Origin of the sequence: Mesorhizobium sp. LCM 4577 (assembly GCF_001854795.2) — a bacterium.
Lineage (GTDB): Bacteria > Pseudomonadota > Alphaproteobacteria > Rhizobiales > Rhizobiaceae > Mesorhizobium > Mesorhizobium plurifarium.
Genome location: NZ_MDDU01000024.1, coordinates 194,897 through 213,238, shown reverse-complemented (window position 1 = coordinate 213,238; position 18,342 = coordinate 194,897). Strand labels below are relative to the sequence as shown.

At 62.8% G+C, this 18,342-nt stretch carries 18 protein-coding genes and 1 tRNA gene; 9 read left to right on the top strand and 10 right to left on the bottom strand.

Features of this window, described 5'->3' with window-relative positions:
• The first annotated feature begins 2 nt into the window (after positions 1-2).
• On the top strand, positions 3-173 hold the full coding sequence (locus LCM4577_RS22690; RefSeq protein WP_181592095.1) for a hypothetical protein: 171 nt from the start codon (positions 3-5) through the stop codon (positions 171-173).
• 49 nt (positions 174-222) lie between these two features.
• Here LCM4577_RS22690 and LCM4577_RS22685 read toward each other — a convergent pair whose 3' ends face one another.
• From LCM4577_RS22685 to LCM4577_RS22675, 3 genes are all read right to left on the bottom strand, one after another.
• The gene (locus LCM4577_RS22685) at positions 223-633 is read right to left on the bottom strand and encodes a VOC family protein (protein WP_071073544.1); all 411 of its coding nucleotides are present in this window, start codon (positions 631-633) and stop codon (positions 223-225) included.
• Between the two features lie 262 nt (positions 634-895).
• A tRNA-Val gene (locus tag LCM4577_RS22680) sits at positions 896-970 on the bottom strand.
• A gap of 127 nt (positions 971-1,097) precedes the next feature.
• Positions 1,098-1,778, bottom strand: a complete 681-nt coding sequence (locus tag LCM4577_RS22675) for a phosphoglycolate phosphatase (protein ID WP_071073543.1) — start codon at positions 1,776-1,778, stop codon at positions 1,098-1,100.
• A gap of 160 nt (positions 1,779-1,938) precedes the next feature.
• Here LCM4577_RS22675 and rpiA point away from each other — a divergent pair, with 160 nt between their 5' ends.
• The 3 genes from rpiA to gor all read left to right on the top strand — a co-directional run bounded on the left by rpiA (position 1,939) and on the right by gor (position 4,782).
• Positions 1,939-2,634 carry a ribose-5-phosphate isomerase RpiA gene (rpiA, locus tag LCM4577_RS22670; RefSeq protein ID WP_071073541.1) on the top strand — a complete coding sequence of 232 codons (696 nt, stop codon included), beginning with the start codon at positions 1,939-1,941 and terminating at the stop codon, positions 2,632-2,634.
• Between the two features lie 21 nt (positions 2,635-2,655).
• Positions 2,656-3,273, top strand: coding sequence for a DUF2059 domain-containing protein (locus LCM4577_RS22665; protein ID WP_041006664.1), 618 nt, complete (start codon positions 2,656-2,658; stop codon positions 3,271-3,273).
• A gap of 120 nt (positions 3,274-3,393) precedes the next feature.
• Entirely contained in the window at positions 3,394-4,782 is a 1,389-nt protein-coding gene (gene gor, locus LCM4577_RS22660) for a glutathione-disulfide reductase (RefSeq protein ID WP_071073539.1), read from the top strand.
• 152 nt (positions 4,783-4,934) lie between these two features.
• Here gor and mgtE read toward each other — a convergent pair whose 3' ends face one another.
• The 5 genes from mgtE to LCM4577_RS22635 all read right to left on the bottom strand — a co-directional run bounded on the left by mgtE (position 4,935) and on the right by LCM4577_RS22635 (position 12,018).
• Positions 4,935-6,299, bottom strand: a complete 1,365-nt coding sequence (mgtE, locus tag LCM4577_RS22655) for a magnesium transporter (RefSeq protein ID WP_040982837.1) — start codon at positions 6,297-6,299, stop codon at positions 4,935-4,937.
• 280 nt (positions 6,300-6,579) lie between these two features.
• On the bottom strand, positions 6,580-8,469 hold the full coding sequence (locus tag LCM4577_RS22650; RefSeq protein ID WP_041009270.1) for an ABC transporter ATP-binding protein/permease: 1,890 nt from the start codon (positions 8,467-8,469) through the stop codon (positions 6,580-6,582).
• Between the two features lie 357 nt (positions 8,470-8,826).
• Entirely contained in the window at positions 8,827-9,321 is a 495-nt protein-coding gene (locus tag LCM4577_RS22645) for a DUF6252 family protein (RefSeq protein ID WP_071073536.1), read from the bottom strand.
• Positions 9,322-9,479: 158 nt separating this feature from the next.
• The gene (locus LCM4577_RS22640) at positions 9,480-10,160 is read right to left on the bottom strand and encodes a DsbA family oxidoreductase (RefSeq protein ID WP_071073535.1); all 681 of its coding nucleotides are present in this window, start codon (positions 10,158-10,160) and stop codon (positions 9,480-9,482) included.
• A gap of 37 nt (positions 10,161-10,197) precedes the next feature.
• Positions 10,198-12,018 carry an extracellular solute-binding protein gene (locus tag LCM4577_RS22635; RefSeq protein WP_071073533.1) on the bottom strand — a complete coding sequence of 607 codons (1,821 nt, stop codon included), beginning with the start codon at positions 12,016-12,018 and terminating at the stop codon, positions 10,198-10,200.
• 295 nt (positions 12,019-12,313) lie between these two features.
• Here LCM4577_RS22635 and LCM4577_RS22630 point away from each other — a divergent pair, with 295 nt between their 5' ends.
• Positions 12,314-12,934 (top strand): invasion associated locus B family protein, encoded by a 621-nt coding sequence (locus LCM4577_RS22630; protein ID WP_040982846.1) that lies wholly within the window; start codon positions 12,314-12,316, stop codon positions 12,932-12,934.
• A gap of 94 nt (positions 12,935-13,028) precedes the next feature.
• Here LCM4577_RS22630 and hspQ read toward each other — a convergent pair whose 3' ends face one another.
• Positions 13,029-13,352, bottom strand: coding sequence for a heat shock protein HspQ (gene hspQ / locus LCM4577_RS22625; RefSeq protein WP_040983419.1), 324 nt, complete (start codon positions 13,350-13,352; stop codon positions 13,029-13,031).
• Between the two features lie 311 nt (positions 13,353-13,663).
• Here hspQ and LCM4577_RS22620 point away from each other — a divergent pair, with 311 nt between their 5' ends.
• Complete coding sequence (locus LCM4577_RS22620) at positions 13,664-14,626, top strand: AEC family transporter (protein ID WP_040982848.1); 963 nt, start codon at positions 13,664-13,666, stop codon at positions 14,624-14,626.
• On the opposite strand, the gene LCM4577_RS22615 is transcribed toward LCM4577_RS22620, so the two are convergent.
• Positions 14,603-15,814, bottom strand: a complete 1,212-nt coding sequence (locus tag LCM4577_RS22615) for a UbiH/UbiF family hydroxylase (RefSeq protein ID WP_071029930.1) — start codon at positions 15,812-15,814, stop codon at positions 14,603-14,605. The two genes, LCM4577_RS22620 and LCM4577_RS22615, sit on opposite strands and share 24 nt — an antisense overlap.
• Before the next feature lie 101 nt (positions 15,815-15,915).
• On the opposite strand from LCM4577_RS22615, the gene LCM4577_RS22610 reads away from it, so the two are divergent.
• From LCM4577_RS22610 to pcsA, 3 genes are read left to right on the top strand one after another with little or no spacing between them, the layout of a single operon-like run.
• Complete coding sequence (locus tag LCM4577_RS22610; protein ID WP_071073531.1) at positions 15,916-16,806, top strand: DUF2182 domain-containing protein; 891 nt, start codon at positions 15,916-15,918, stop codon at positions 16,804-16,806.
• 12 nt (positions 16,807-16,818) lie between these two features.
• Positions 16,819-17,433 carry a DUF1326 domain-containing protein gene (locus tag LCM4577_RS22605; protein WP_071029934.1) on the top strand — a complete coding sequence of 205 codons (615 nt, stop codon included), beginning with the start codon at positions 16,819-16,821 and terminating at the stop codon, positions 17,431-17,433.
• Positions 17,430-18,248 (top strand): phosphatidylcholine synthase, encoded by an 819-nt coding sequence (gene pcsA / locus LCM4577_RS22600; protein ID WP_041006678.1) that lies wholly within the window; start codon positions 17,430-17,432, stop codon positions 18,246-18,248. The genes LCM4577_RS22605 and pcsA overlap by 4 nt, the downstream gene beginning before the upstream one ends.
• The last annotated feature ends 94 nt before the right edge of the window (positions 18,249-18,342 follow it).

Genomic DNA, 18,342 nt, shown 5'->3' with positions numbered 1-18,342 from the left:
CCATGCCCGATGCCTTTTCTCGCGTCATCGCCTTCCTTGCCGTGGTCATGGCCCTGCTGTTCGCCGGGCTGCATTTCCACCAGGGCCACGTCATCGCCACGCTCTATTTCATGACCGGCGCCGTTCTGGTGACGGCCGTGACGCGCATGAATGTGAGACGGGGGCTGATTTAGGCGCCTGCGGCACTAACGTCCGGCAGCAAGTTGGACGGCCAACGCGCCATCACGATGTTGAAGGTATTGAGGAAAAGTCCATCCACATCGCGCCTACAGCATGGCCATCGGGATCAGCGAGGTCGCGGGTATACATGAACCCATGATCCTCGATCGGATTGATGTCTGCTGTGCCGCCGTTCGCCGCAGCGGCGGCTGCCATCGCATCGACGGCGTCGCGGCTGCCCAGGGAAAGCGCCAGCATTACCTCGCTGGACGTGGATGGCGGAATGGGGCGGGTGGTCATGGCCTGCCATTTCTCCCGGCTGAGCAGCATGAAGTTGATGTCTTCACTCCACACCATCCAGGCCGCCGTCTCATCGGGAAACCGAGGATTGTTCCTGAAGCCGAGGGATTCGTAGAAGGCCATGGACGCCTTCACGTCGGTAACTGGCAGGCTCACAAAGATCTTCTTGCTCATCGGTCATTCCTTCGTTGTCGAGATGCCAGTCCAGCGAATGGCGCCTGCTTGAAGAACGGTTGACCGCCCGCAGAACCGACACGGCAACTCCACTTTTTTGATTGCCAACGCCTCCGTACTTCGCCTCAATCGTCACCGCCCAAACCGTTGCTGGGAGAACTGGGTCGAGGTCAAAAGATAGCCACGCGTCGGTTACGCGCCGACGGCAGTTCTCAAGGATTTTCTTGGAAGCTAAATCATCTAACCTTTTCAGGAGGTTAGATGGTGGGCGATGTAGGGATTGAACCTACGACCCCACCCGTGTGAAGGGTGTGCTCTCCCGCTGAGCTAATCGCCCGCCTTGGGCCCGAAGGCCGAAGCGAGCCGCGATATAAGGTAGGCTGGTGAGCGAAGTCAAGGCGATGTGCCGAGGTTATTCCTCGGTTTGATTTCTCTGATTTTCTGCCGGTGCGGTTTAGCGCCGCTCAGCGCGCCGACGCGATCAGCCGCTCCGCCAGTTTCGGCGTAAGCGCGTCGAAATGCGAGATCACCAGGGTCGGTTCGAATTCGCGCACATGGCGGTCGGTATAGCCGAAATCGACCGCGACCACGGGAATGCCGGCTGCCTTGGCGGTGTCGATGTCGGTCTGCGAATCGCCGATCATCAAGGCGCTGTTCGGATCGCCGCCGRCCAGGCGGATCGTCTCGGTGAGATGGCGCGGGTCGGGCTTGCGGAAGGCGAAGGTGTCCTGACCGCAGATCGCGGCAAAATAGTGCGACATGCCCAACGCGCCGATCAGCGTCGCGGAATTCGCCTCGTACTTGTTTGTGCAGACCGCCATCAAGTAGCCGGCGGCCTGGAAACGATCGAGCGCGGCAACAACGCCGGGGTAGGGGCGGGACTTGCCGGGAATGTTCAGCGTGTAATGGTCGAGGAACAGCTTCAGCAGCCGGTCGTGCTCCTCGGCCGCCAGCGCCTTGTTCTGCGCGGCATGCGCGCGTTCGATCATGACGCGGCCGCCATGGCCGACGAAGCGCCTGAAGCCGGCTTCATCGACAGCGGCGAGATCGCTTGCCGCTAGGCTGTGGTTAAGGCTGTCGAGCAGGTCCGGCGCGGTGTCGACCAGCGTTCCGTCGAGGTCGAAGACGATGATCGGGCGCGGCATGGGGAATTCCTGTAGCGATTGAATTGCCGTAGGCGATACAGGCAGGGCCGGGTTCAAGCAAGAAGCCTCGATCGGTCCACAGCGCGGCCCTTTGACGGCCTTTGACGGGGCAGGCAAAAATGCTAGGAGGCGCGCGAAACCGGCGAAATCGGGGTTCCCCATGGATGCAAGGCAGTTGAAGGTCGAAGCCGCGCGGGCGGCGCTCGCCCATGTCGGCAGCGGCATGCGGCTCGGCATCGGCACCGGCACCACGGCGGAAGAATTCGTGCGGCTGCTGGCCGAGAAGGTCGCCACCGGCCTCGACGTCGTCGGCGTGCCGACTTCGGAGCGCACCGCAGCGCTCTGCCGTGAGCTCGGCGTGCCGTTGTCCACACTCGATGACACGCCGGAACTCGACCTTACCGTCGACGGCGCCGACGAGGTCGATCCGGACCTGACCTTGATCAAGGGCGGCGGCGGCGCGCTGCTGCGCGAAAAGATCGTCGCGGCGGCGTCCGAGCGCATGATCGTGATTGCCGACAAGTCCAAGCTGGTCGAGACCCTCGGCCGGTTCCCGCTGCCGATCGAGGTCAACAAATTCGGCCTGCGCGCCACCGGGATAGCGATCGGCGCGGCCGCGGCAACGCTCGGCCTTTCCGGCCCGGTTACATTGAGGATGACGGGGGGCCAGCCATTTGTTACAGACGGCGGCCACTTTATCCTCGATGCATCTTTTGGCCGCATTCCGGATACAAGAGCGCTTTCGAATGCTCTCTTCGCCATTCCAGGCGTTGTCGAGCACGGTCTATTCATCGGGCTGGCGTCAACGGCCATCATCGCCGGCGGCGACGGTATCGAAACCGTCCATGCAGCCTGAAACCAGGGAGTTCTATCGACCATGATGTTGCCTAAACGAGTTCGCCGCCTTTCGATGTTCCTGGCGGCCTCGGCCGTCCTTGCGCTGTCCTCGCCGGTGTTTGCGCAGGACGTCAGCGAATCGCACCTGAAGGCGGCGCGCGCGGCCGTCGCGGCGATCCATGCGACGGATACGTTCGACAACATCCTGCCGCAGGCGGCCGGCGCGCTCGAAGCGCAGCTTATCCAGAAGAATCCCGACATGCAGGAGCTGATCGGCAAGACCGTGGCCGAGAAGGCGCTCGCCCTTGCTTCGCGCCGCGCCGATCTCGAAAAGGAAGCAGCACTGGCCTATGCCAAGGTGTTTTCCGAACAGGAGCTCAACGACATCGCCACCTTCTACAGCTCGGAAGCCGGCAAGAAGCTGCTGGACAGCGGCCCCGCGGTGACGCGCGACCTCGTGAAGGCCGCCGACATTTGGCAGAACGGCGTTGCCCGCGACCTCGCGCAGCAGGTCGGCGAGACGCTTGCGGCCGCGGCCAAGGCCAAGGCGCCGGCAGCGCCGGCTCAGGACGCCACCGCGCCCGCCGACGGCGCCGCTCCGGCGGACAATTCGGCTCCCGCCGACAATTCGGCTCCGGCGGACGATTCGCAGAACTGATATCTCTTTCCATCGGCCGGTGGCCGCTGGACCACAAAGCCCGGGCTCGCCCGGGCTTTTCTTTTGCCGCTTTGCGGCCTACCTGTGGCCCGTCTTTCTCACGCGCAGGAGCCCACCACGATGGCCGCTTATGACTATGATCTGTTCGTCATCGGCGGCGGCTCGGGCGGGGTGAGAGCGGCCCGGGTGGCGGCGGCCCTTGGCAAGCGGGTCGCCATTGCGGAGGAGTACCGCTTCGGCGGCACCTGCGTCGTCCGCGGCTGCGTGCCGAAGAAGCTCTATGTCTATGCCTCGCAATTTCCCGAGCATTTTGCAGACGCCGCCGGCTACGGCTGGACCGTGCCCGAGGCGAGCTTCGACTGGCAGACGCTGGTCGCCAACAAGGACAAGGAGATCGCGCGGCTCGAAGCGATCTATAAGAGGAATGTCGAAGGCGCCGGCGGCGAGACCTTTCATTCGCGCGCGGTGCTCGTCGACCCGCACTCCGTCTATCTGGTCGCGGAAGATCGCACCGTCAGCGCCGACCAGATCCTGATCGCTACAGGCGGGCGGCCCGCGCCGCATCCGGCACTGTCGGGCCACGAGTACTGCATCTTCTCCAATGAGGCCTTCGATCTCAAGGAACTGCCGAAGGCGATCATGATCGAGGGCGGTGGCTACATCGCCGTCGAATTCGCCAACATCTTCCACGGCCTGGGCGTCGAGACCACGCTGGTCTATCGCGGCCAGGAGATCCTTAGCCGCTTCGACATGGATCTGCGCCGCTCGCTGCATGAGACGATGGAGAAGAAGGGGATCAGGATCCTCTGCCCCGCGGTTTCGGAACAGGTGCGCAAGAGCCCCGACGGCAGGCTGGACGTGCTGTTGTCGTCCGGCCAAACCCTGACGGTCGATCAGGTGATGCTGGCGATCGGGCGTATTCCCAACACCGAGAATATGGGCCTGGAAGGCGTCGGCATCGAACTCGGCAAGACGGGCGCGATCGTGGTCGACCAATATTCGCGCACCAATGTCGACAACATCTGGGCCATCGGCGACGTCACCCATCGCGTGCAACTGACGCCGGTCGCCATCCACGAGGCGATGTGCTTCATCGAGACCGCATTCAAGGACAATCCGACCGCGCCGGACCACGATACCATTCCGACGGCGGTGTTCTCGCAGCCGGAGATCGGCACCGTCGGCCTGTCGGAAGACGACGCGATCAAGCGCTTCCCCGACGTCGAGATCTATCGCGCGTCGTTTCGTCCGATGCGACATACGCTGTCGGGCCGCGACGAGAAGATGCTGATGAAGCTGGTGGTCGACGGCGCGTCCAGGAAGGTGATCGGCGCCCATATTCTGGGCCCCGACGCCGGCGAGATGGCGCAGCTTCTCGGCATCCCGCTGAAGGCTGGCCTGACCAAGGACGATTTCGACCGCACCATGGCCGTGCATCCGACCGCGGCCGAGGAACTGGTGACGATGTACAAGCCGACCTATCGCGTGAAGAACGGCGAACGCGTTTGATCGCGGCGTGGGCAGCCGCCGGTGATCCCGGCGGCTGCCCACATGGCTCTGGATCGTCTCACCGTTTCACGGAAAAACGGTGAGACGATCCATCTCTTTGTTTTGTCGCAATTTCCAGGCGGAAAACCGCTCACATTTTTTCTGAAATTGCTCTAAAGCAGCGTGCCGCGCAGGATCACGAGCGCCACCGAGAAGTAGATGACCAGTCCGGTGACGTCGACCAGCGTGGCGACGAACGGCGCCGAGGCGCTTGCCGGGTCGAAGCCGATGCGCTTCAGCGCGAAGGGCAGCATCGATCCCGAAAGCGAGCCGAAGGTGACGATGCCAATCAGCGCCGCGCCCACCGTCGCCGCGATCAGCATCCAGTGCGGGCCGTAGTCGTAGAAGCCGAAATACTGCCAGAGCGCGATGCGGCAGATGCCGACGACGCCGAGGATCGAGCCGAGCACCACCCCGGTCGGCAGCTCGCGCAGCGCCACCCGCCACCAGTCGCGCAACCCGATCTCGCGCAGCGCCAGCGCGCGGATAACGAGCGACGTCGCCTGCGAGCCGGAATTGCCGCCGGAGCTCATGATCAGCGGGATGAACAGGGTCAGCACGATCGCCTTTTCCAACTCGCCCTCGTAGCTCTGCATGGCGTTGGCCGTCAGCATCTCGCTGAGGAACAGCGCGCAGAGCCAGCCGGCGCGCTTCTGGATCATGGCGAGAAAACCCATCTTCATATAGGGCTCGTCCAGCGCCTCCATGCCGCCGAAGCGATGCACGTCCTCGGTCGTCTCCTCGATCATCGTGTCGATGATGTCGTCGACGGTGACGATGCCGAGGATCCTGCCGTGATCGACGACAGGCAGAGCGAGCAGGTCGTATTTGGAGATGGTCTGCGCCAGGTTCTCGCGATCGGTGAGCGGCGTCACCGTCACCGGCATGCGGTCGGGCGCCACCGACAGGATCGAATCCTCCGGGTTGCCAGTGATCAGCCGGCGCAATCCGGTCGAACGCAGCAGGAGCTGCGTGTCCGGGTCGACGATATAGATGGCGTAGATGGTTTCGCGCGTGCGCTCGACCTTGCGGATGTAGTCGAGCGTGCGGCCAACGGTCCAGTCGGAAGGCACGCTGACGAATTCCGTCGTCATGATCGAGGCGGCGCTGCCTTCCGGATATCCCAGGATGGACAGCAGCGTCGCGCGCAGCGGCGGCGCCAAGGCGCCGAGCAGTTCCGAGCGGGCCGGTTCGTCCAGCTCGCGCAGGATGTCGGCCGCGCGGTCGACCGACATGGCGGTCAACAGCTTGCTCGCCTTCGGGCGCGGCAGGGCCTCGGCAAGCTCTGGTGCCGCCTCGAGTTCCGGCTGGTCGAAAATCTCGACCAGCCGCTCGAACGGCACGGCGCAGAGCAGCTCGATGGCCGTCTCGCGGGGCTCGTGGTTGAGGGCTTCGACGACGTCGGCGACGTGATCGTTGGCAAGAACACGGGCGACGGCAACGGCTTCGTCGTCCAGTACGGGTGCGAATTCGTTCATGGCTCACTCCTTGCCGTCCGGCAGGACGTGAGCCATCAGGTCACGTCAGGGCGGACGGCGGTTGCGTTCGACTGTGACTGTCGCCAGGCATGGCGGGTTGACCTTTCTGCTCGCGGGGTTCGAGTTGGAAATCAGCGAGCGCGCGCAACATAGGAGCGCTTTTTGCCGAGTCAATCGCGCGGGGTGCTGAAAATGGAAGCGGGGAGGCCGGATCGCGAGACTGTGATCGACGACAGCTCGAGCCAGGCCATGGCCGCCGGTCAAAGGCTTGGTATGACTGCTATTTCTGCTTCAGCCGGCGGAAGCGCAGCCACTTGTCCTCGACCGGCCGCGGCTGGGCGAGAATGGTGGTGAGCTCGCGCGGCAGGCTCGGCGCAAGCGGCTTCTTGGTGGCGACGCCGTCGGCGATCGAAACCACGCTGTGATAGAACTCCTCGCCGGACAGCGAGCGCGGCGCCACCGCCTCGTGCATGACGCTGATGACGGTGACGTTCGGGCAATTGTCCTTGATTGCCTGGTGGAAGGCGATTTTGCCCTCGGGATCGAGCGCGCCGGTCGCCTCGTCGAGGAACAGAAGCCCCGGCTGCCGCAGGATGATGCGCGCGACCACCAGCTTCTGCTTCTGGCCGCCCGAAAGCACCTGATCCCAGATCTTGCCCTCGCGGCTCTCGTCGGCCAGGTGGCCGATGAAATCGCCGAGACCGGCCTTGTGCAGGGCGGCCGCAACCTGCGTGTCGGTGTGGTCGTTTTCTGAACCCGGCAGGCAGACGAGCTGCTTCAGCGAGACCTGCTGCAGCTTCACCTCCTGAGCGGCGTAGAAGCTCGTCACGCCCTCAGGGAAGACGATGGTGCCGCGACCGTAGGCCCACAGGCCGTTGATCGCCTTGATCAGCGAGGTCTTGCCGCAGCCGGACTCGCCCTTGAGGAAGGTCCACTCGCCGCGGCGGAAGCGCAGATTGGCGGCGCTGAGGAAGGGTGTCGCATCTTCGCCCTGATGCGCCAGTTCGAGCTTCTGGATGGTCAGGCCGAACACCGGATTCTGCGTGGCGTAGCTGAAGTCGGAGCGGCCGGTCTGCTGATAGAATTCCCGTGGGTTCTGGACGTTCTCGATGGCGTCGGCGAGTTCGGTCACGCGTTGGCTGTTGGCCCTGAGCGTCGCAATCGCCGGCATCACATGGATGAACCACGAGCATTGGCTGATCAACTGCGCGACCATTTCGGAGCCGGTGATGTAGCCCTTGTAGTCGAGACGGTTGTGGATGAACGACACGAGGCCCGGGGCGTAGGCAATGATACGGGCGCCGACGAAATTGTAGATCAGCTCGAACGACGTGTAGCTCGTGTTGACGATATTGAGCCGCCCCCACGTCTTGTCGATATCGACATAGAGCCTGTCGTGCATCGACTTTTGCACGCCTTCGCCATGCGAGGCGGCGACATGGAAGCTGCGGCGCAGGAACGTCGTCAGCTCGGCGCGGTAGCTGCCCTCGGCCTGTTGCATGCGAACATTGAGCCGTTCGAGCAGTCGTCCGAGCTTGACCGCGATCCAGGTGTTCAGCGGCACATAGGTGGCGACGGCAAGGAAAGCCAGGACCGCTGTGCCGTAGCTGCCCAGGAATTCCAGGCCTTTGACCTCGACCGAGGACCCGATCAGGTTCTCACCGATGAAATAGAGCGACGTCGCCACGCCGAGCACGCCCATGGCCAGACCGATGGCGCCGCCGGTCATGTCCTTGATCGATTCCTGGATGCGCTGATCGATGTTGTCCGGGGCGACGATGCCGCCCGCCACCGAGCCGTGCTGCGCATGGAAATGGGTATGGTTGCCGTCGAGCAGGGCCTGGTTGAACTGGTTGTTCAGCCAGCCCCGCCATTTGCGATGCAAAGTCGTCGAAACGAGATTGCGCACGCCGGTAAGACCGGCATCCTTCAGCACCACCAGCAGCACCAATATGCCGGCATTGGTCAGGATGGTCTGCAAGGGGTGCGTGTTGGCCGCGTCGTGCAGGAAGGCAATCGAATTGCCCAACTCGCCCAGCGCCATGGCAAACCAGACGCCAGCCTTGCTGGACAGCGCCGTCAGCAGCGCGATGACGATGGTGAGGGTCCAGGCTTCCTTCCAGCGTTCGGAGAACCAGTAGGCTCGCATCAGCCCCCAGAATGTACGCATCGACGATACCGGCGTCAGGGACGAGGTCTTTGCCTCGTTGGATGTTTGCTCCGGTACTGTACGTCGCGGTCTGCCGACCCCAATCACGATCCCGCCCAAACCTTTCTTAGTTTTGTTACACAGGGTAACACCAATTGATCATTTTCCATTAATTTTCTGGCGAAGAATGTGAACAGGGTTACCCGCCGTGGCGCACGCGCAACAGAAAGCCGACGCCGGCAGACCATTCATCGCCTGGATTTCGGCTTTTATTCCAGTGTGTTAAGGACAATTGAGCCAGTCGGCGGAAAGCTTCCCTAAGGGAAGCAAAAAACACGGGTTTGTGAACGAAAAAGAGGCGCCGGTCAGCCGAAATGGCTACTGCGCGACGACCGGAATGCCCGAAAATCTACCGTCCGTGAGTTCTTCAGGCTTGCCCGATTCGCCTTTTCCCGAGGCACTGAAATGGCCGGAAACGGTCTTGGCGGCAGGGTCGTATTTGTCGATGACGATCTCGCCGCCGGCGAAACGGACATGGCCGACCGTGGCGCCGGAATCGAGGATATTGAAGCTGGCGCTGTTCGTGGCGGACCCGGCCTTGAGTCTATAGCTCCCGGCAAGGTCGTTCGAATCCTTGAGCACCAGCATCGAATTGAAGGTCTTGGTCGGCGAGCCCTGCTCGGTTCCCGACAGGTTCAGCATCGGCTTGCCGCCCATCTGCATCGTCTGGGCCAAGGTGAAAGACGCTGTCCAGGGTTTGCCTTCAAAAGTCGCCGACATGACGGCTTCCTCGGCGGACACGCGCTGCAATGTCAGCGGAAGGCCGAAGGCGAAAGGCAAGCACAGCAGCAACAATGCGCGACGCCTGACCATCCCGCGCCCCTCAAATCAGTTAAATCCTTCCAGGGTTTTAGCTTAGCGCCGTGTTCAGGGCGATTCACCAGATCGTGGGGGCGAGCCGACTGTTAAGCAGGAGCAATCCAGGAAAAGTACGCGACGGCTTTCCGTCCGGAATAGCATGGTAGGAACGCTCAGCCAGCGGCGGTTTCGAGCTCGCCGCGCGCCTTGGCCTGGGCCACCTGGCGGATCGCGTCGGCAAGCGTGTCGGCATCCTGCGCGCCCATCACCGCGTATTTGCCTTCGAGCAGGAAGCAGGGCACGCCGGTGATGCCCATGCGCGAGGCGGTGGCGATCTCGTTGCGGACGGCTTCGACATCGGCGTCGGTCGGCAGCAGCGTCTCGACCACCGATGCATCCATGCCGGCCTCGCCGGCGGCCTTTGCCAGCACGGCATGGTCGCCAATGTTCGCGCCTTCCTCGAAATTCAGCTGGAAGAGGCGGCGCACCAGCCGGTTCTGCACGTCCTCGCCGGCGGCGCCGGCCCAGCGGATGACCCGATGAGCATCCAGCGTGTTGGCGGCGACCTTGATGGCGCCAAATGCAAAATGGATACCCTCGGCTTCGCCGAGCGGCTCGATGCGCGCGTGGATCTCGCGGATGCGTTCCTCGCTGCCGAACTTGCCAAGCATGTATTGGCGGCGATCCATGCCTGCCGGAGGGATGGTCGGATCGAGCTGGAAAGGCCGCCAGCGGACATGCACGTCAAAGCCCACCGCGGCGATGGCCTTATCCAGGCGCTTCTGGCCGATGAAGCACCAGGGGCAGACGACATCGGACACAACATCGACGGTGATGGAGTTCTCGGCGCTCATGCTCGTCTCCTGTTCGGTCCCGATTGGTTGGGTTGCGTCAGTTGGGCTTTCGCCACCAGGTCGGCAGCTGATAGCCGAATATGGGGGTCTTTTGCGGATGTTCCAGATAGCTCCAGTAAGCGAGCCATTGCTGCGTGTTGTATTGCATCGGCACCATGTAGTTGCCTGAGATCAGCAGCCGGTCGAGCACGCGCACCGCCGCGACGTAATCTTCCTTGGTGCGGGCATTCAGCATGGCGTCGATCGCGGCGTCGATCGCCGGATCGGAGGCGCCCGCGAGATTGAACGATCCTTCCGTTTTCGCGGCGACCGATCCCCAGCGGCCAACCTGCTCGCTGCCGGGTGACAGCGAATTGTTGAAGCCGCTTGTGCCAACCAGCACCTCGAAGTCGAAACGCTGCTTGCGCGACTGGATCTGGTCGCCGTCGAGGGTGCGGATGCCGACGTCGATGCCGATCTTTTCCAGCGTGCGCTGGTAGATGGCCGCCAGCCGCTCTTCATCCTGCGACGAGGTCAGGATCTCGAAGCCGAAAGGGTTTCCCTGCGGGTCGAGCATCTTGCCGTCCTGGACATGGAAGCCGGCGCCCTTCAGCAAGTCGAAGGCCGCTTTGAGCACCTTGCGATCCTGGCCCGAACCATCCGTTACCGGCGGGCGCCAGGTGCCGTCCATGACGTCCGGCGGCACGCGGCCGGGATAGGGCGCAAGCAGCGCCTTTTCACGATCGTCGGCCGGGTGGCCAAGCGCGGACAGCTCGGAATTCTGCCAATAGCTCATGGTGCGGTTGAACTTGCCGCCGAACAGATTCTTGTTCGTCCATTCGAAATCGTAAAGCATGCCGAGCGCGCGGCGGACCACGGGATCAGCGAATTTGGGCAGGCGGGTGTTGAACAGGAAGCCGGTCACAACCGGGGGGATGCCGGTGTTGAAATATTCTTCCTTCACATCGCCCCTTCGGAACGCCGGAATATCGATGTCACGCTCGCGCTTGACCGGATCGGTCTCGTCGTCGAGGGCGCAGATGCCCTTCTTGAACGCCTCTGTCTTGGCATTGGCGTTGAGAAAATACTCGATGGTGACCTGGTCGAAATTGTCGAAGCCGCGCTTCGAGGGGATGTCCTTACCCCAGTAATCCGGATTGCGCTTGAAGATGATGCGCTGCCCGGGCTGCACCTTGTCCACGGTGTAGGGGCCGGAGCCGATCAGCGGCTTCAGCGTGGTCTTGTCGAACGTATCCTTATCGAAGGCGTGCTTGGGAACGATCGGCGTCAGCGCGACGATCAGCGGGAATTCGCGGTTGGCCCTGTCGTTGAAGGTGAACTTCACGCTGTGCTCGCCGGTCTTCTCCAGCTTGGCGATCATGCTCATGCGATCGCTGTAGGGCGGGCGGCCTTTCTCGGCGAAGACATCGTAGGTGAACAGCACGTCCTCCGGCGTCACCGGCTGCCCATCCGACCATTTTGCGCTGGGATTGAGATGGAACTCGATCGACTTGCGATCCGGATCCATGTCGGCGCTGTCGGCCAGCAGCCCGTAGAGGCTGAAAGGCTCGTCATAGTTGCGTTGCATCAACGGCTCGAAGACGAGGTTGCCGTAAACAGTATCGATCATGCCGCGCGCCGTGGTGCGCAGGCTTTTCAGGATGAAGGGGTTGAGGTTGTCGAAGGAGCCTACGACGCAATAGGTGACGCTTCCGCCTTTCGGCGCGTCCGGATTGACGTAGTCGAAATGCTTGTAGTCGGGCGGCAGCGCCGGCTCGCCCTGCATGGCGATGCCGTGCTTCGGCTCCGACTGTGCCGGAAGGAGCGAAAGAGCCAGAAACGACGTCGCGGCGATCAGCCGAACGAGAACGCGGTCCATGACCGTCTCCTTGCCGGGCGGCTTTTGTGATTCGCCACGCACCCTAGAGCATTTCGCCATCCGATTGAATCGGCGCGCCAACGGGAATCGGGTTCAGCCGATCCATCGTCGACCGCACTGTTCCCGCGGGCACGAAAGCACAAAGAAATCGCGGAAACCGGGCTGGATTCGACGCCGCTGGCAGTGTAACACGCGCTCCGAAGTCATCCTGTTGCCTCATTTGGGCAACAGGTAGCTGGACCACACGGCACGAAGAAGCCGGTCCCCGGGATCATTTGAGAGGAAAGTGCACCATATGACGATCAACGCGTACCGCCTTTCGGTGCTGGCCGCAGGCGTGGTCGGCGTTCTGGGCGCCGGGCTTTTCACCGCCTCGGCCCAACAGCAGCCGCAGATCCCTCAGGGCTGGTTCAAGGCCTGCACCAAGCAGGAAGACGTCGACATCTGCAATGTGCAGAACATCGTCACCGCCGGCAACGGCCAGCTCGTCACCGGCGTCAGCCTGATCGAGCTCAAGGGCAAGGTGAACCGGAAGGTCTTCCAGGTCACGGTCCCGACCGGCCGCCTCGTTCCTCCGGGCATCGCGCTGCAGATCGATTCCGGCAAGGCACAGAAGCTCGACTATGTGATCTGCTTCCCGGATCGTTGCGTGGCGGAAGTGCCGCTGAGCGACCAGCTCGTCGCTTCCTTCAAGAAGGGGCAGGGCATCACGCTCACCTCGATCAACTTCCAGAACCAGCCGAACCCGATCAAGATCGCGCTCACCGGCTTCAGCGGCGCCTATGACGGCCCACCGCTGCAGCAGTCGGACATCGAGGACCGGCAGAAGAAGCTGCAGGACTTCGTCGCCAAGAACAATCAGGACTTCGCCAAGAAGCTCAAGGACGAGCAGGACAAGGCCAAGACCGCGAACTGATCTCCAGAGCACCTCTGGAAACAAAAAAGCGGGGCAATTGCCCCGCTTTTTTGTTGTCGACGCGCTGTGCGCCTTGGGTACGTGCTTTTGCGTTTCAGTGCTTCGACTGGCGCTTCGGCTCGTAGCGGCCGTCCGGCAGCTTGTCGAACATCTCGCCGATCTGCGGATGCCGCACCGGCTCGCCCGACCGGTCCTCGAGCAGGTTCTGCTCGGACACATAGGCGATGTATTCGGTCTCCGAATTCTCCGCCAGAAGATGGTAGAAAGGCTGATCCTTGCGCGGACGCACGTCGGCCGGGATGGCTTCATACCATTCCTCGGTGTTGGCGAATTCGGGATCGACGTCGAAGATCACGCCGCGGAACGGAAACAGCCTGTGGCGAACCACTTGCCCGATCGAGAATTTGGCCGTCTTCATCACGCTCACCACCTGCAGCGCCGCGCGTCCTCTCGGACGCGCAAAGGACGCTGCAGCGCTTTTAGTTTTGCGCATGATCCTCTTCGAAAATCGATCCGATTTTCGGGTCATGCGCTGTTCCGAGGCGCCTTTCGTGGCTGCGCACAAGGCGCCTAAGACCTTGAATTTACACGTCACGCAGCCAAAAATCGACCCCGACTTTCGGCTTGGGCCTATTTGGCGCAGGCACTGCCGTAATTCAATAGCCAGTCCTTGACCTCGGACGAAGCAACGGGCTAGCCCGCGCAGGAGTTTTCCCGCCCGAGCGAAAAATGTCTGATGTCATCGGTCTCGTCCTCCCATTCTTCGGCATGATCTTCATCGGTTTCCTGGTGGCGCGCATCACCAGGCAGCCGCTGGAGGCGCTCGGCTGGATGAACATTTTCATCGTCTATGTCGCGCTGCCGGCGCTGTTCTTCCAGTTGCTCGCCAAGACGCCGTTCGAGCAGTTGACGGAGTGGAGCTTCATCCTTGGCTCGCTCGTCGCTACCTATGCGGTCTTCACGCTGATGTTCGCCTGGTCGGTTTTCGTTTCCGGTGGCGGCATCGCGCCGGCGACGATCACCGCCCTTGCCGCGGCTTACGGCAACATCGGCTATATGGGGCCGGGGCTTGCCCTGCTGGCGTTTGGCGAGCAGGCGGCGGTGCCGGTGGCGCTGATCTTCTGCTTCGAGAACATCGTGCATTTCACGGTCGCGCCGATGATGATGGCGCTGTCTGGCAAGGAGAAGGCGCCGCCGCTCCAGCTGGCGCTCGGCGTCCTGAAAAAGATCGCGCTGCACCCCTTCATCATTGCGACGGCGCTCGGCGTTGGCGCCGCCTATGTGGAGTTCCGCCCGCCGCTGCCTGTCGATCGTTTCCTCGACTACCTCGCCCGCGCGGCGGCACCTTGCGCCTTGTTCGCCATGGGCGTGACGCTGGCGCTGAGGCCGCTCAACCGCGTGCCGCACGAGCTGGCATTGATCGCCGGGCTGAAGCTGATCGTCCATCCGCTGCTTTGCTATGTCGTGCTAAGCTGGATCGGCAATTTCTCGCCGACCTGGGTCTTTTCCGCCATGCTGCTGGCGGCGCTGCCGACGGCGACCAATGTCTTCGTGATCGCACAGCAATATGACGTGTGGGTGCAGCGGGCCTCGGCCAGCGTGCTGATCACGACATGCTTTTCGGTGGTGACGGTGACCGCGCTGCTCTATGCGATACGGCACGGAATCCTACCGGCCGACCTCTTTCCTTAGGCCGCCGGCGATGGCGCGAAAGCCGCTGCCCGGCCGCAGCCCCTCGCGCATGAAGAAAGCGCGCAGCGGGGCGAAGCTGCCCAGCGCATTGAGGCCGGCGCTGCGCGCCAGCTGCGCCGGCAGCATATCGGACAAGAGCGACATGTTGAGCAGGTTCACCGCGCCGCTGCGCGCCCATATGTCGGGCCGGCGCCTGGTGTCGTAGGAGGCGAGGGTCCGGCGCGATCCGGGATCGCTACTGTTTTCACTCGCGATTCCAATCAGATCTTCGATATCCCTGATGCCTAGGTTGAGGCCTTGGGCGCCGATCGGAGGGAACACATGCGCTGCTTCGCCGACCAGCGCCACGCGGTTTTGCGCGAAGCGGCCGGGCGAGGCCGCCGACAACGGATAGATCTGGCGACCCGGCTCGACCGAGACCCGGCCAAGCACCGATTGCATCTGTTCCTCGACACGCCCCGACAGGGCTGCATCGTCGAGCGCCGCAAGCTCCTGCGCGGTCTGCGGCTTCACCACCCAGACAAGGCTGGAGCGCCTGCCGGGCAACGGGACCTGCGTGAACGGCCCCGTTTCGGTGTGGAACTCGGTCGAGACGAAGCCGTGCTCGCTGCGGTGGCCGAAATTGAGGACAAGCGCCGACTGCGGATAGGGCCGCGCGAAGGCGCGAATGCCGGCGGCTTCCCGCGCCGGAGACAGGCGTCCATCGGCGGCGACCGCCAGCGACGCCGAGATCTCGCTGCCATCGGCCAGCCTTGCGTGGGCCTGATCGGCGTCAAGGCTCCAGGACTCGACGGTGGATTTCAGCCAATGAATGCCGTCATGAGCTGAAACGGCCCTGGCGAGGATGGAGATGAGAGCCTTGTTCGGCAAATTGAGGCCGAACTGTTCCTCGCCAATCTCGCTGGCGCGGAAGGTCACGGTTGGGCTTCGGATCAGCCGCCTTGTGGCGTCGACGATGCGCATCGCCTTGAGCGGCGCGGCCTGCGCCCTCAATTCGGCAAGGAGGCCCAGCCGTTCAAGGACCTTCAGGGCGGGATTCATGAGCGCCGTGGTGCGGCCGTCGGCGGTGTTGGCTTCGGGGCCGACCAGCGTCACGTCGAAGCCGGCCCCGGTAAAGCCGAGCGCCGCGATCAGGCCGGCCGGACCGCTGCCGGCAACCAGGATGCGGGCTTTGTCGTTGTGCTCCACGCCAGGCTTCCACGATGCGAGGTGACCCGTCGGGCCTTTATCCGGATATAGGTCAGATCGGCCGGCTTGATCAACGCGGCGATTCAGCCCATTCGATTGGCATGAGCGGCGAGCAGCATGATTTCAGCCATCTCGACCGCGCCGGCCGGGCTACGGCGGGCGTCGCGCGCAGCCCGCGCCTCGCGGTCATGCTCACGATCGGCGTCGGCATCGGCCTTGCCTGGTTCCTTCTCGCGGCGATGGCGATACGCGGCGCCGAAAGCCGCCCTGCCGGCGCGCCCGGCGACATGCTGCTGAAAAATCTGCCGAGCCTGCCGTTGCCGGATTTCCTGGACCGGTTCTTTGCCCTTTGCCTCGCGCCGGCACCGTTTGCCGRCCCGACCGGCCTGCAAGCGGCGGCGCTTGTGCTGATGTGGTTCCTGATGGCCGTGGCGACGATGYTGCCTTCGGCGTCGCCCTTGATCCGCACCTATTGCGAAATCGCCGACACGGCGAGGATCAAGGGCGAATCCGTCGTTCATCCGCTGGTGCTCGTCGCCGGATACCTTGCCACATGGCTTGGCGCATCCGTCGGCTTCGCTGTGTTGACGCTGGCGGTCTACGCCTTTGCCGGTTCCGGCCGGATGCTCGATCCTGCCGTCGGCCTTGCCGGCGCCGCCGCGCTGCTCGTTGCCGGCCTCTATCAATTCAGCGGCCTGAAGCAGGCATGCCTCGAAAAATGCCGCAACCCGTTCTCGATCCTGTTCGCCAACTGGAGCGCGAAACCGGGCCGCATCTTCCGACTTGGCCTGGAACAGGGCATCTGGTGCCTCGGTTGCTGCTGGGCGCTGATGCTGGTGATGTTTGCCGTAGGCGCCATGAACGTCTTCTGGATGACGCTGATCGGCCTGTTCACCCTGATCGAAAAACAGACTACCGGCAGGGTGGCCAGCCGGGTTGCCGGTGCGATACTGCTTGTGTGGGCGGCAGCCCTGCTATTAGTTTCGGCGTAAGGGGAGAATTCGATGACCGATCAAAGCTGGGCAATGAAAGGAGAGCTGGTACTCTCCTGCAATTGCACGGTTTTCTGTCCCTGCGTGCTGTCGCTCGGCAGCCATCCGCCGACCGAGGGCTATTGCCAGACCTGGGCCGGTTTCCGTATCGACGCGGGCCATTTCGGCGAGGTCGACCTTTCCGGCCTCAATCTCGGCCTGATCATGGAAATCCCCGGCTATATGAGCCGCGGCAACTGGACGGCCGGCCTGTTCATCGACAAGCGCGCCTCGGTCTATGCGGTGAAGGCGTTGACCAAGATCTTCACCGGCAAGGCCGGCGGCACCACGTCACTGCTGTCGATCCTCGTCGGGAAATTTCTCGGTGTCGAGCAGGTGCCGATCACCTATGAGACGCGCGACAGGACGCGCGTCTTCCAGATACCGAAGATCATAGACGGCGCGGTGACGCCTATCCCTGGCAAGGATCGCGAGAAGGATACGGTAATCACCAATTCGGAATATTGGATCGCGCCGGAAATCACCGTGGCGAAGTCCGACAAGAGCAAGATGCGGGCCTTCGGCCGCAACTGGAATTTCGCCGGCCGCTCGGCCGAAATCTGCAAGCTGGACTGGCGGGGACCGTGAGCAAGAACACAGCAGCCAGGAAAGCGGCAAAGAAGATCGCGGAGCGGATTCCGTTGCCGAAGAAGAAGGTGACGTGGCCGCAGGCGCGCGCATTCTCCGTTCATCTGCTCACCGCGTCGGGGTCGTTCCTTGCCTTCCTGTCGCTGGTGGCGGCGAGCGAGGAGCGCTGGACGGCGATGTTCTGGTGGCTGGGGCTGGCGCTGTTCGTCGACGGCATCGACGGCCCGATCGCCAGGAAGCTCGAGGTGAAGGAAATCCTGCCGACATGGTCGGGCGAACTCCTCGACAACATCATCGACTACGTCACTTACGTGCTCATTCCGGCATTCGCGCTCTACCAGCGCGGCTTCATGGGCGAGAATCTGTCCTTCCTGTCGGCGGCCATCATCGTCGTCTCCAGCGCGATCTACTATGCCGATACCGGGATGAAGACGAAGGAGAACTTCTTCAAGGGGTTCCCGGTCGTCTGGAACATGGTGGTGTTCACGCTGTTCGTCATCGCGCCGGGGCAATGGGTGTCTTTCGCCGTGGTGGTGATTGCCGGCATTTTGACTTTCCTGCCGATCAATTTCATCCACCCGGTGCGCGTCGTGCGGTTGCGGCCGGTCAATCTCGGCATGACGCTTTTGTGGTGTGCCTTCGGCGCGCTGGCGCTGGCACAGGCAGCCCTTGCCGCCTTCTACGACAAGATCGGCGTTCTCAGCGAACAGGTCGGCGACTTCACCAAGATCGGCATCACCATCACCGGGCTCTATCTCGCCAGTATCGGGGGCATCATGCAGATGTTTCCCAATCTGGGCGCCAGGAAGCCCTGATCCTGGATCAGGATATTTTTGGGTCGAATGATCATCCTGGCCCTAGCTGTCTATCGGCGCATGATCTTCCGAAAAACGTCTCCCTTTCGGAATC